The 13,335-nt window shown below is 30.5% G+C and carries 13 protein-coding genes and 1 other RNA gene; 8 read left to right on the forward strand and 6 right to left on the reverse strand.

The annotated features are described in order from the left end of the window. Nucleotides 1-10 precede the first annotated feature (10 nt). Genes N534_RS0107525 through N534_RS0107540 form a run of 4 tightly spaced genes read left to right on the forward strand, consistent with a single transcriptional unit; the run spans nucleotide 11 to nucleotide 3,859 of the window. Nucleotides 11-913 (forward strand): ATP-grasp fold amidoligase family protein, encoded by a 903-nt coding sequence (locus tag N534_RS0107525; RefSeq protein ID WP_028891900.1) that lies wholly within the window; start codon nucleotides 11-13, stop codon nucleotides 911-913. 10 nt (nucleotides 914-923) lie between these two features. Next, complete coding sequence (locus N534_RS0107530; RefSeq protein WP_038005746.1) at nucleotides 924-1,880, forward strand: Stealth CR1 domain-containing protein; 957 nt, start codon at nucleotides 924-926, stop codon at nucleotides 1,878-1,880. A gap of 1 nt (nucleotide 1,881) precedes the next feature. Then, nucleotides 1,882-2,427: an L-threonylcarbamoyladenylate synthase gene (locus N534_RS0107535; RefSeq protein WP_028891902.1), complete on the forward strand. Its 546-nt coding sequence runs from the start codon at nucleotides 1,882-1,884 to the stop codon at nucleotides 2,425-2,427. A gap of 4 nt (nucleotides 2,428-2,431) precedes the next feature. Then, the gene (locus tag N534_RS0107540) at nucleotides 2,432-3,859 is read left to right on the forward strand and encodes a CCA tRNA nucleotidyltransferase (protein ID WP_028891903.1); all 1,428 of its coding nucleotides are present in this window, start codon (nucleotides 2,432-2,434) and stop codon (nucleotides 3,857-3,859) included. 45 nt (nucleotides 3,860-3,904) lie between these two features. Here N534_RS0107540 and N534_RS0107545 read toward each other — a convergent pair whose 3' ends face one another. The 4 genes from N534_RS0107545 to N534_RS0107560 all read right to left on the reverse strand — a co-directional run bounded on the left by N534_RS0107545 (nucleotide 3,905) and on the right by N534_RS0107560 (nucleotide 9,036). After that, nucleotides 3,905-5,731 (reverse strand): ABC transporter ATP-binding protein, encoded by a 1,827-nt coding sequence (locus N534_RS0107545; RefSeq protein WP_028891904.1) that lies wholly within the window; start codon nucleotides 5,729-5,731, stop codon nucleotides 3,905-3,907. Next, nucleotides 5,731-7,440: a phospho-sugar mutase gene (locus N534_RS0107550; RefSeq protein ID WP_028891905.1), complete on the reverse strand. Its 1,710-nt coding sequence runs from the start codon at nucleotides 7,438-7,440 to the stop codon at nucleotides 5,731-5,733. The genes N534_RS0107545 and N534_RS0107550 overlap by 1 nt, the downstream gene beginning before the upstream one ends. Before the next feature lie 33 nt (nucleotides 7,441-7,473). After that, the gene (locus tag N534_RS0107555; protein ID WP_028891906.1) at nucleotides 7,474-8,430 is read right to left on the reverse strand and encodes a glycosyltransferase family 2 protein; all 957 of its coding nucleotides are present in this window, start codon (nucleotides 8,428-8,430) and stop codon (nucleotides 7,474-7,476) included. 78 nt (nucleotides 8,431-8,508) lie between these two features. Next, complete coding sequence (locus N534_RS0107560) at nucleotides 8,509-9,036, reverse strand: DUF4199 domain-containing protein (protein ID WP_028891907.1); 528 nt, start codon at nucleotides 9,034-9,036, stop codon at nucleotides 8,509-8,511. Between the two features lie 175 nt (nucleotides 9,037-9,211). Between N534_RS0107560 and ffs the strand changes: the two genes are divergently transcribed. Beyond that, an RNA gene (gene ffs / locus N534_RS15205) (signal recognition particle sRNA small type) lies at nucleotides 9,212-9,310 on the forward strand. Between the two features lie 20 nt (nucleotides 9,311-9,330). On the opposite strand, the gene xerA is transcribed toward ffs, so the two are convergent. Next, complete coding sequence (gene xerA, locus N534_RS0107565) at nucleotides 9,331-10,254, reverse strand: site-specific tyrosine recombinase/integron integrase (protein ID WP_028891908.1); 924 nt, start codon at nucleotides 10,252-10,254, stop codon at nucleotides 9,331-9,333. A gap of 99 nt (nucleotides 10,255-10,353) precedes the next feature. Here xerA and N534_RS0107570 point away from each other — a divergent pair, with 99 nt between their 5' ends. The 3 genes from N534_RS0107570 to aroQ all read left to right on the forward strand — a co-directional run bounded on the left by N534_RS0107570 (nucleotide 10,354) and on the right by aroQ (nucleotide 12,125). Beyond that, a complete protein-coding gene (locus tag N534_RS0107570; protein WP_028891909.1) occupies nucleotides 10,354-10,884 on the forward strand; it encodes a DUF3575 domain-containing protein in 531 nt (176 codons plus the stop codon). Between the two features lie 132 nt (nucleotides 10,885-11,016). Then, nucleotides 11,017-11,613, forward strand: a complete 597-nt coding sequence (locus N534_RS0107575; protein WP_028891910.1) for a porin family protein — start codon at nucleotides 11,017-11,019, stop codon at nucleotides 11,611-11,613. 95 nt (nucleotides 11,614-11,708) lie between these two features. Next, nucleotides 11,709-12,125, forward strand: a complete 417-nt coding sequence (gene aroQ / locus N534_RS0107580; protein WP_028891911.1) for a type II 3-dehydroquinate dehydratase — start codon at nucleotides 11,709-11,711, stop codon at nucleotides 12,123-12,125. Here aroQ and N534_RS0107585 read toward each other — a convergent pair. After that, entirely contained in the window at nucleotides 12,102-13,289 is a 1,188-nt protein-coding gene (locus N534_RS0107585; protein WP_028891912.1) for a DUF4105 domain-containing protein, read from the reverse strand. The two genes, aroQ and N534_RS0107585, sit on opposite strands and share 24 nt — an antisense overlap. Between the last annotated feature and the right edge of the window lie 46 nt (nucleotides 13,290-13,335).

The following is a 13,335-nucleotide window of genomic DNA, read 5'->3' on the forward strand; positions in this document are numbered from 1 at the left end:
TTTTTGATAAATGAACAGAACAGTTTTATGGCTTCTTAAAAAGATGACCTTTTTACCACAAAAATATTTTTTGCCATTTTCGTATGAGTATGCTACAGGAAAGAAATTAGATTTTGATAATCCAGTAGAATTCAATCAGAAAATTCAGTGGTATAAGAGGTTTTATCGACCACGTATTCTTAATATTTTAATAGATAAATATACCGTTAAAGAATATGTAAAAGATAAAATAGGTGAACGATACTTAATTAAAACATTAGGGGTTTACACTAAGGCAAGTCAATTAGATTTAACAGAGTTACCTGATAAATTTGTACTGAAGGCTGTTCATACAAATAGACATACCATTATAGTTGAAGATAAAAGTACATTAAATCTAAGTAGAGTTAAAAGAAAACTAGCAAGATGGTTACGTTCTAATCAATATTATCGTACAGGACAAGAATGGGGGTATAAAGATATAGAACCTAAAATCATTGCTGAAGAATTTTTGATAGAAGAAGGAAGAAGTTCGTTGACAGATTATAAATTTTTCTGTTTTAAAGGAGAGCCGAAGTACCTTGAAGTTCACATGAATAGAGGTGGGGGAGAAAGTTATAAACGAGAAATTTATGATTTAGATTTTAATAGACTTCCTGTAAATAAAGGTACAAAAAGTAATGTTTTTGAATCAACAATTCATAAACCTCAGAACTTTGAAGAAATGATAAACATTGCTAAAAAAATATCTGTAGGGTTTCCTTTTGTAAGAGTTGATTTATATTCAATTAAAGGGAAAACCTTATTTGGAGAACTTACTTTTTATCCAGGAGATGGAAGAAGTGAGTATTATCCTGATAAGTATAATAAGATCTTTGGAGACATGATACAGTTACCTAAATTAAATGGTAAAACAGCGATAACCGAAATTTAAATTTATAAATATGAGTTTTCCTATTGATGCTGTAATTACTTGGGTTGACGGTAAAGATGAACAACATCAACAAAAAATACTCCCTTATCTAAAAAATAAGGGAGTAACTACTAATAAAGAGTTTAGAACTCGTTTAGATCAAGTTGAAGAAATAAAATATTCGGTAAATTCAATACTAAAGTATGCTAAATTTATACGAAACATTTATATTGTAACAGACAATCAGGTTCCTAATTTCATAAAATATAAAGAAGAAGGAACTTATGATAATGTGTTTATAGTTGATCACAAAGATATTTTTAAAGAAGATAAAAAATACCTACCTGTATTTTCTAATCGACCTATAGAAACTAAACTATACAACATACCAGACTTAGCAGAACATTTTCTCTACTTTAATGATGATATGTTCTTACTAAAAGAAACAAAAATTACGGATTTTTTTATTGATGGTAAACCTCTAATAAGAGGTAAATGGTTAAAGTTTGAAGAAGAAAAACTTCATAAAAAAATATTTAGTTATTCTGAAGAGAGTAAAGCAAAACCTAAACATAAAAGAGCACAACAGAAAGCTGCAGAAGTAGCAGGTTTTGAAAAACGATTTTTTAGATTTCAACACATCCCAGCTCCATTAAGAAAATCGACATTTCAAACTTTTTTTAAAGAGAATAGAGAAGCGGAAATAGAAAACGTAAAATATAAGTTTAGAAGTGTAGCCCAATTTACTCCTCAAGGACTTGCAAATCACATTGAAATTAAAAATAAAACTTGTGTTTTAAAAGACGATTATCAATTGATTTATATTCATAAAGATAAATATTTTGTTTGGTCTAAGTATAAACTAAGAGTAAAAGTAAACAATCCAAATAAACTTTTTTTAAATTTACAGAGCCTAGATCAATGTCCTGAAGATAAATTAACTTTCTTTTTAAACTGGTTAGAAGATAAATATAGGTTAGATTATTAATATGAAGGAAGTTATAAGTTGTCTTAAACAAGAAAAAATAATCCTGTACCCTACTGATACTGTTTGGGGATTAGGTTGTGATGCTACTAATGAAGAAGCTGTCAAAAAAATCTACCAATTAAAAAATAGAGAAGAGTCTAAAAGCTTAATCATTTTAGTTAATTCAATTGAAATGTTGCAGGATTATGTTGAAAATATTCCTGAAAAGGCACTTCAAATTTTAAAAGAATCTAAAAAACCAACCACTATTATTTATAATAATCCAAAAGGATTAGCACCCAATACGATTGCATCTGACAATACAATTGCCATAAGAATTCCACAGGATGAGTTTTGTATTCAGTTAATTAAAGAATTTGGTAAGCCTATAGTTTCTACATCTGCAAACGTTAGTGGAGAGCCTACACCCAAGTCTTTTTCAGAAATAAGCGAAGCAATTTTAAAGAATGTAGATTATGTGGTAGATTTGCATCAAGAGAAAGTAGCAGAAAAATCTTCAACCATTTTAAAAATCGAAGGTGACGATGTTATTGTGATTAGAGAATAATTGTATGCAAAAACAATATTTTAAGGAAGCGATTTCCGCAGAAATATTTCAATATATATCCCAAGCAGCTAAAGAGTTACAACTAGAAAGCTATGTAATTGGCGGTTTTGTACGTGATTTTATTTTACAACGAGGTACAGCCAAAGATGTTGATGTAGTTGCTGTTGGAAGTGGAATAGAGTTAGCCCAAAAAGTAGCTGAATTACTACCTAATAAACCCAAAGTTCAGGTGTTTAAAACTTACGGAACAGCGATGTTACGTTTTAAAGATGTTGAAATTGAGTTTGTAGGGGCGCGTAAAGAATCGTACTCAGAGGAAAGTAGAAACCCTAAAGTTTCTGAAGGAACCTTACAAGACGATCAAAACAGGAGAGATTTTACGATAAATGCATTAGCATTGAGTTTAAATGAAGATGATTTCGGATTGTTATTAGATCCTTTTGGTGGTATAGCAGATTTAGAAGCAAAAACTATAAGAACACCTTTGAACCCTGATATTACGTATTCTGACGATCCTTTACGAATGATGCGTGCTATTCGATTTGCTACCCAATTGAATTTTACTATTGAAGAAAATTCGTTAAACGCAATTACAAAAAATGCTCCAAGAATAGATATTATTACTCGTGAGCGTATTGTAGTTGAATTGAATAAAATTTTAGAATCTCCAGTGCCTTCTATAGGTTTTTTATTGTTAGAAAAAACAGGTCTGTTAGAGAGGATTTTACCAGAATTAATCGCTTTAAAAGGAGTAGAAGAGGTAGAAGGGCAAAAACACAAAGATAATTTTTATCATACCTTAGAAGTAGTTGATAATATTGCTCAAAATACAGATGATGTTTGGCTTCGTTGGGCAGCGTTGTTACACGATATAGGTAAAGCGCCTACAAAACGTTATCATAAAAAAATAGGTTGGACTTTCCATTCACATGAATTTGTGGGATCAAAAATGGTATATAAACTATTCAAACGCTTAAAAATGCCATTGAACAATAAAATGAAGTTTGTTCAGAAAATGGTGTTGTTAAGTTCTCGTCCGATTGCTTTAGCAAGTGAAGTAACAGATTCTGCTGTACGTCGTTTAATTTTTGATGCTGGAGATGATATAGAATCACTGATGACGTTGTGTGAAGCAGACATAACGACTAAAAATCCGAAGAAATTTAAACGTTACCATAAGAATTTTGAGGTAGTTCGTGAAAAAATTAAAGAAGTAGAAGAACGCGATAGAGTTCGTAATTTCCAGCCACCAATTACAGGTGAGGAGATTATGAAAACATTTAACCTACAACCTTGTAGAGAAATAGGTCAAATAAAAGAAGCTATAAAAGAAGCAATATTAGATGGTAAAATACCTAATGAACATGAAGCTTCTTTTCAGTTTATGTTAGAAAAAGGAGAGCAATTAGGTTTAAAAATAAGTCAAGAATAAAAAAGTAGGGTAATAAAAAAGAGAAGCATTTGCTTCTCTTTTTTATTACCCTAAAGATTGCATTTCTACAAGCTTTTTATAAATACCACTTTTCAAAATCAACTCTTCATGTGTTCCTTGCTCAACAATTTTTCCTTTTAGCATTACTACAATCAAATCTGCTTTTTGAATGGTAGATAAACGATGTGCAATAACTATAGAGGTTCTATTTTGCATCATTTTTTCTAGAGCGTCTTGTACTAGTTTTTCAGACTCTGTATCTAAAGCCGATGTAGCTTCATCTAAAATCATAATTGGAGGGTTTTTAAGAACAGCACGAGCAATACTTAAACGCTGTTTTTGTCCTCCTGAAAGTTTGTTTCCGCCATCACCTATATTAGTATCATAACCATTAGGTAAATCTTTTATGAACTCATGTGCATTGGCAATTTTTGCAGCTTCTATAATTTCTTCGTCACTTTTACCTTCAATTCCTAAAGTAATATTGTTTTTTACAGTATCGTTAAACAAAATTGAATCTTGAGTAACAAGACCTTCTAATTGACGTAGCGAGTGTTTCTTAATGTTCTTTATATCAGTTCCATCTATTTCTATAGTTCCTTCGTTAACATCATAAAAACGAGTTAGTAAGTTAGCTATGGTAGATTTCCCACTTCCAGATTGTCCAACTAAAGCAACCATTTTACCTTTAGGTATGCTTAGAGAAAAATCTTTTAAAACATAGTTGTCTTCGTATTTAAAGGAAATGTTATTTATTGATATTTCGCTATCAAAAGTTGTCTTATCAATAGCATTTGGAACATCTTTTAAAGGGTTTTCTGTTTCTAGAACCTCTAAAATACGTTCTGCAGCTGCATTTCCTTTTTTAATACTATAACTTGCTTTAGAAATTTCTTTTGCAGGAGTTAAAATGTTATAAGCTAATCCCATATATACAATAAATTCCTCACCTCCAAGAGACCCCTCTGTTATAACAAGTTTACCGCCATACCATAATAAAATAGCAATAACTCCAATACCAAGAAATTCACTAGTAGGACTAGATAAATTTGTTCGGTTAACAAGGTTGTTTCTATAACGAAAAAATCGACTAGTTGATTTTTCAAATTTTTGTTGAAATTCATTCTCAGCAGTAAAGCCTTTAATTACTTTAAGCCCCCCTAAAGTTTCTTCCAGTAACGATAAAAAATATCCTTGCTCCTTTTGGACATTGTCAGATTGTCGTTTTAAACTTTTTCCGATTAAAGAAATTACATAGCCAGAAATAGGAATGAAAATAAAAACAAAAATAGTTAGCTTAAAACTGATAGCAATCATTGCTGTTATAGTAAAAATAATTGTTAGAGGCTCTCTAACAATCATTAATAATATCGATAAAAAGGAATATTGAACTTCTAATACATCGGTGCCAATTCTTGCCATTGTATCTCCTTTTCTTTTTTCTGAAAAGTAAGAAATAGGAAGTTCAAGAATTTTCTTGTATAAATCATTTCTTATATCTTTTAAAACTCCATTTCTTAGAAATGTAATAAAGTACATTGCTAAGTAGTTAAAGATGTTCTTAAAGAAAAAAGTTATAATAACTAAACCAACTACTACCATCAAAGCTTTTGATTTATCATCTCCAGCTATTTCAGTAATATGATAAGAAATAAACTCTTTGAAATAACCTATAATATTTGTTATTCCTTGAAAAGTAGGTTCTTTAGTTATTTTAGGAGCATCAGGTTTAAAAATAACCTCTAACATTGGCATTAGCACCAAAAATGAAAGAGTTGAAAAAAGAGCATATAAGATATTAAATAAGATATTTAAATAACCATACTTTTTGTATGGTATAGCGTATTTAATAATCTTTTTGAAATAGTCCATTATAAATTTAATTCTTTAATAATACGTTGAATTTTATTGTCAAGCTCTTTTTCTATTTCTTTAGCATTTGAAACATCACTTAATTTACTCTTAACACTAAAGTAGAATTTAATTTTTGGTTCAGTACCACTTGGGCGAGCAGCAATTTTGGTTCCGTCTTCTGTTTGGTAAATCAATACATTTGACTTAGGTATATCAATTGTAGTTTCCTCACCAGTGATTAAGTTTTTCCTTATTGAAAATTGATAATCGTATAAATATTTAACTTTAGAACCATCTATTTCAGTAAACGGATTATTACGTAAATCAACCATCATTTGTTTGATTTGCTGCGCTCCATCCATTCCTTTTTTTACTAAAGAAATTAAATGCTCTTTATAAAAATGATGACGTGTATATAAGTTTAATAATTCTTTATAGAAAGAACTATTATTAGCTTTTGCATCAGCAGCTATTTCACAAGCGAGTAGGGCAGAGGTAACCGCATCTTTGTCTCGTACAAAATCACCTACCATATAGCCAAAACTTTCTTCACCACCACCTATAAAATTAAGTTCAGGGTGATCTTTAATCATTTTAGCAATCCATTTAAAACCAGTTAATCCAACTTTGGTTTCCACTCCATATGAATCTGCAATTTCATTCACTAAATTGGTAGAAACAATAGTAGAGCCTACAAATTGATTCCCATTTAATTTTCCTTGTTTTTTCCAATCATTAATCAAGAAATCGGTCATCATACTCATGGTTTGATTTCCGTTTAACAAGGTCATATTTCCATCTATATCTCTAACAGCAATTCCAATTCTGTCTGAATCAGGGTCGGTTCCTAACACGATATCAGCATCAACTTTATTGGCTAAGTCAACTGCCATTTTAAGTGCTGCAGGTTCTTCTGGGTTCGGAGATTCAACCGTAGAGAAGTCACCATCAGGAATAGCTTGTTCTTCAACAATATGAACTTGAGTATAACCAGCACGTTTTAAAACCTCTGGAATTAATTTGATAGACGTTCCATGTAGTGAAGTGAATACTATTTTTAAATCTTCACGACCTTTGATATCAAAAGTTCCGTTAGCAAAAGAAGCTTTCCAAAAGGCTTCATCAATTTCACTTCCGATAGCAGCTATCAATTCTTCTTTTGCATTAAAATTGATTTCAGAAAAAGCTAATGAGTTTACTTCATTGATAATTTCTGTGTCTTGTGGAGGAACGATTTGTCCACCATCATTCCAATATACTTTATATCCGTTATATTCAGGAGGATTGTGAGAAGCGGTTAATACGATTCCAGCGTCACAGCTCAAGTAATTTACCGCAAAAGATAACTCTGGAGTAGGACGCATATCTTCAAACAAAAATACTTGAATGTTATTTGCAGATAATACATCAGCAACCACTTTAGCTAACCATTCACTGTCGTGGCGGCAATCGTAACCAATAGCTACTTTTAATGTTTTATCAGGATATGTTTTGTGTAAGTAATTACTTAATCCTTGAGTTGCTTTACCTAAGGTGTATTTATTAATTCGGTTGGTGCCTGCGCCAACAATTCCACGCATTCCTCCAGTTCCAAATTCTAGGTTTTTGTAAAAACGATCTGCTAAATCGTCAGCATTAGTATTAATTAATTGCTGAATTTCTTGTTGGGTTTCTGAATCGAAATAGTCAGAAAGCCATTGTTTAGCCTTGTTTAAAATCTCTTTCATGTATCAAATTAAAAAACGCACAAAGGTACGAGTTTAAAAATTCAGTTGTTCTTTAATTTTATAATGTTTTTGTTGTGGATTACTCTTAATTATTAGCTCGCCTAAGAAACCTGCTAAAAACATAAGAGTTCCTAAAATCATGGAAGTTAAGGCTATGTAAAACCAAGGATTACTTGTAACGAGTATTGCTTTTACTCCGACAGTAAGGTGGTATATTTTCATCACCCCAATAAAAAAGGCAGATAAGAATCCGAAAATAAACATTAAAGTTCCCCATAAACCAAAAAAGTGCATAGGGCGTTTACCGAATTTAGATAAAAATGAAATAGTAATTAAGTCTAAAAAACCGTTTACAAAACGATCCATTCCAAATTTGGTAACTCCATACTTACGAGCTTGGTGTTGTACTACCTTTTCATCAATACGATTAAATCCTTCGTTTTTTGCCAATACAGGAATATAGCGGTGCATTTCACCACTAACTTTAACTGCTTTGACAACTTCATTTTTATAAGCTTTTAAACCACAATTAAAATCGTGTAATTTTAGTCCTGATGTTTTACGAGCGGCCCAATTGAAGAGTTTAGATGGAATATTTTTAGTAATTACGTTATCGTAGCGTTTTCTCTTCCATCCAGAAATTAAATCGAAATTTTCTTCTGTAATGAGCTTATATAATTCTGGAATTTCATCTGGACTGTCTTGTAAATCAGCATCCATGGTAATAACCACTTGCCCTTTTGCTAGACCAAAACCAGCATCTAATGCTTGTGATTTTCCATAGTTTTTTTGAAAACGAATTCCTTTAACTGATTTGTTTTTAGCTGATAACTCTTCAATAACATTCCAAGAAGTATCTGTACTACCATCATCAATAAAAATGAGTTCGTATAAAAACTGATTGGATTGCATGACGTTTGCAATCCAATCGTGTAACTCGTGTAAAGACTCTTCTTCGTTAAGAAGAGGTATTACTACCGATATATCCATATATTTTATTCAATGTTTAAAAAGGTAAAGTTACGAAGTATTACTTTTATGTAAAACTTTAACTTGTTTAAACTATTTTTAATATTGGTCTTCTTCTGTTTTTTTCATGATAGCACCAGTTATTGCTGATACGACAAAACCAAGAAAAACATAAAATAAAAAACCTAATGCGTCTCCAATAAGAGTTCCTTGAAATTTAGATTGCATAGCTAATTGAGTATCAACTTGCTCATCTGTTAAACCAGCATCTAGTAATTTTTGAGTTTGGAATTCGTTTAATTGGTTATAGAAATCTGGTTCAATAAGACCAGTGAAAATATGACTATAGATAATACTTATTAAAGCACCAATAGCAACAACACCTACACCTATTTTTAAAGCTTGTCCCCAAGTTAAAAAAGAATTATTATCTTTTTTGTATTTTTTTATAGCTAAAATAGGAAGAGCAATAATACATGCAGCTAATACAATCATGTTAATTATTCCTCCCACAGTATCGAAGGTCATACCCAAAGCGTAAATTATAAGGTTAGTTAAAACTATAGCTCCTCCGTAAATTAATCCATAGTTTAAGATAGTGCTTTTGCTGTTTGCTTGATTTTCCATTGTGTAATTTTAGTTAGTGATACAAATATATTCTTTTTTAATGTTACGTTTATTTTATCCTGTAAAAAGGAAAAATATAAATAACAAACTATTAGTATTCAAAAACTTAGAAATGTTACAGTTTTTTTATTGAAATTTTGTTGTTTTTTACGAAAAAATGGTTGTAAATTTGCATCGGCAAGTCCTACACAACCAGCTCCCTTTGAATCCCCCAGGGCGGGAACGCAGCAAGGGTATTAGGTCGTAGCGGTGTGATGTAGGTAGCTTGCCTTTTTTTGTACCCGATAGTTTCGTTTATATTTCCTCTTCATTTAAATTAAAACCACTTCTAGGGTGGTGTAATTCAACAACTTCTTTAAGGTAGCTATTATCTAAATGTACGTAAATTTCTGTAGTAGTAATACTTTCATGTCCTAATAACTGTTGAATAACACGTAAATCTGCTCCGTTTTTTAGTAAATAAGTAGCAAAAGAGTGTCGTAATGTATGAGGGCCAATACTTTTTTTGAGATTAATTTTTTGAGCTAATTCTTTTAAAATAATAAAAATCATTTGGCGAGTTAACTTTTTACCTCTACGATTAAGAAAAACAGTGTCTTCATCTTCCTTTTTAGGAGTAATTTGGGACCTGATTTCATTAATGTAAAAGTTCAGCCTATGAATAGTGGTAATATGAATAGGAACAAAACGATATTTATTTCCTTTTCCAAGAACTTGAATATAACCTTCATCAAAAAATAAATCAGAGAGTTGTAAGTTAATTAATTCGCTTACACGAAGACCACAACTGTAAATAGTTTCTATGATTGTTTTATTACGTTCTCCTTGTGGATGGCTTAAATCAATTGCAGCAATTAACTTATCTATATCTTCTTTTTCTAACGTATCAGGTAGTTTTCTCGTAATATTTGGGCTTTCAATTAAATCGGTTGGATTGTCTTTTCGATAGTCTTCAAAAACTAAATAATCAAAAAAACTACGAAGTCCAGAAATTAATCTAGCTTGACTACGAGCATTGATACTTTTACTAGTTTCATAAATAAATTGTTGAATAGTTTCTGCAGTTATATGAATTGGTGAAGGAGTGTTTTCTAGATTTTCAACAAATAAAAAAAGTTTATTTATATCTCTATTATAGCTATCTATCGAGTTCTTAGAAAGGCCCCTTTCGATTTTTAAATAACTAGTGTAATTGTATATCATTGACTCCCAGTTCATTGTTTGAAAATATGTTTTTTTTGTGAAAAAAAAGTTAAAAAAATAAAAAATAAAATTATTTTCGCTGCACAAACTTATAATTAATAAAATTAAAAATTCATGAAAAAATTATTATTAGTAATTGCTATGGTAGCTACTGGTTTTACTGCAAACGCACAAAAGAATGTTATTAAGGCAAACCCTATTGGATTAGCATTTGGAACAGCTGAATTATCTTACGAAAGAGCTGTTTCTGATAAAGGTTCTTTTGAAGTAGGATTATCTTATGCTGGTGCTGATGTAACTTCTGGTTCAGAAAAAGTTAGTGCAAGTGCTATTGGAGTTGAAGGTAAATATAAATTTTACTTTTCTTCTGATAAAGATGCTCCAAGAGGTTGGTATGCTGCGCCTTTTGTAAATTATTTATCTGCTTCAGCAGAAAATAATTCAGGAGAAGATGTAGGTTTTTCTGCTTTTTCTGGTGGTGCTTTAGCTGGATACCAATGGGTATTTGGTGGAGGAGATTCAGGTTTTGCTTTAGATTTAAATTTTGGAGCACAATATGTTTCTGCTTCTGCAACAGGAGGAACTACTGTTAGTATTGATGGATTTTTACCAAGGTTAGGAGTTTCTTTAGGATACGCTTGGTAATATTATTACTCTATAATTTAATAATAAAAAAAGGAAGCAAGTTTGCTTCCTTTTTTTATTATTTTAACGTTGAAAAAATAAAAAAATAGTTTACTTTCGTGACACAAACTTAAAATTATAAATTTAAAAATTATGAAAAAATTATTATTAGTAATTGCTATGGTTGCTGCAGGTTTTAGTGCTAATGCACAAGATGTAAAATTTGGTGTTAAAGCAGGTTTAAACTTAGCTAGTTTAAATGGTAATAAGGATTTTACTGAAAATTTTGATTCTAGAACTTCTTTTCATCTTGGAGCAATGGCTGAAATCTCTATTTCAGATAAGTTTTCTTTTCAACCTGAATTGTTATACTCTGCTCAAGGAGGATCAAATGATGATTTTGCAGGTTCAGGAGCTGATGTAACTTTCAAGATGGATTATATTGCTGTTCCTTTAATGGCTAAATATTATGTTGTAGAAGGATTTAGTTTAGAAGCTGGTCCTCAACTAGCTTTTAGAACAACTTCTGAAATGAAGGCAGAGGCAAATGGTCAAGAGTCTACAGAGAGCTTAAAAGATGAGACTAATGGTTTTGATTTCGGGTTAAACTTTGGTTTAGGATATAAATTAAGTAATGGTTTAAATTTTGGTGCTCGTTATAACTTAGGTTTGACTGATATAGCTAAGGATAATGAAGAAGATGCTATTAAAAATGGAGTGTTCCAATTATCTGTAGGATACTTTTTTTAATTGAAAGATATCTCATAAAGTATAAAGGAAGCAATTTTGCTTCCTTTTTTTATACAAGAAAGTTAAAAAAGCTATTTTTACCATAAATACTAGAGATGAAAAAAATAATCATAATTAACGGACCGAACTTAAATTTATTAGGAAAGAGAGAGCCTACTATTTATGGTTCAAATTCTTTTGAAGATTTTTTTAATGAGTTGAAAGATAAAAATAAGACAGTTGTATTAGAATATTTTCAATCGAATATTGAAGGAGAAATAATAGATAAATTGCATGAAGTTGGTTTTGATTATCATGGTATTATTCTAAATGCAGCAGCCTATACACATACTTCTGTAGGTATTGGTGATGCTGTAAAAGCGATTGATACTCCTGTTGTTGAAGTTCATATTTCTAATATACATGCTCGTGAAGAGTTTCGTCATGTAAGCTATATTGCTTCAAATGCGAAAGGAGTTCTTTTCGGGTTTGGTTTACAAGGGTATGAATTAGCACTTCAAAGTTTTTTGTAAATACCAGTAACGAATTCCTAGTAATATAAACAAAGGAGTTATAGGGTAGGTATATAACTGTATTTTGGTTAACCAAACAACAGGAATTAAAACTAAAAAAATCAATAAAATTTTCACATAAATGTGAATCCATTTAGGAGGGTTTTCTTTCAGTAAAAAGAAAGCTACCATTAAATTAGGAGCAAACGCCCATAAAAAGTTGAAGTTGTTTGGAGCAGTTGAATGATTAGTAAAGAACCATAAAAAAACAATTAACAATCCTAAAGTTCCTGTTATAAAAAATAAAATAAAGTCAAGCCATTTACTTCTTTTTGAGTTTTTTATGTCTTTGTAAGTAATAAATAATCCTAATAAAGAAAAAAGTAATATTGCCAAAAACGGACTAAAAGCATCACTTTTTGCTTCTTTTTCTTCAAAATCGAGTAAAATGTTGGTTTTTTTAACTAAATCTTCTTCTTTATTTCCTTTGATAATTTTTGAAGCTTTTAAAGCCTCAAAAATATAATCAGGTAGGTATAAATACTCTGAAGGACTAGCTATTTTATCTAGTTTACTTCCTAGCGCAATATTAATGCCTAAACTTCCCCATGTATTAGGATTAATTTCTTTGTTCATTAACTGCCTTAGTGATAAATTTTCCGAAACAAAATCATCTTTAAAAACTAAATTATCACCAGTAATTTTTTGAATAATATCACGGGGTCTGGTAGCACAATTGTCAAAAAAAGGATCATAAAAGTAACTTGCGTTTTGAGGAAGTGCATTGTTTTCTAGAAACTTAAAAAACTCATTTTTTTGTTGTTGAGTTAAGTTTAAAACCTGTTCTTTAACCCAACGACTATCTTGTTGTGCGCTTTTTAAGGATAAATAAAATGGGTAGCGAGCCAATTTATATTTCATAAATCCTTTTGTGAAATTGATATAAAAATTAGGGTCTTCAAAATCGAAAATACCGTAGTTGTAGATTAAATCAAGTTGTAAAACAGGGTCTTTTACACGAACCGCTGTATGACCAAATTTTTCATATAAAGCTTCTCCAGGCCCCGAAGTAATAACACTAATTTGAGAGAATTTAGATAAAGTTAGGGTATTCGTGTTTTGAGAAAATCCTAAATTAATACTTAATAAAGTAAGTAAAATAAACGCAATTTTTTTTATCATCATAAAAAGCTAAACTACATGAGTGTTTTACAAATATCATAAAACCGAT

The organism is Tenacibaculum sp. 47A_GOM-205m (assembly GCF_000518405.1).
Taxonomy (GTDB): Bacteria; Bacteroidota; Bacteroidia; order Flavobacteriales; family Flavobacteriaceae; genus Polaribacter; species Polaribacter lutimaris.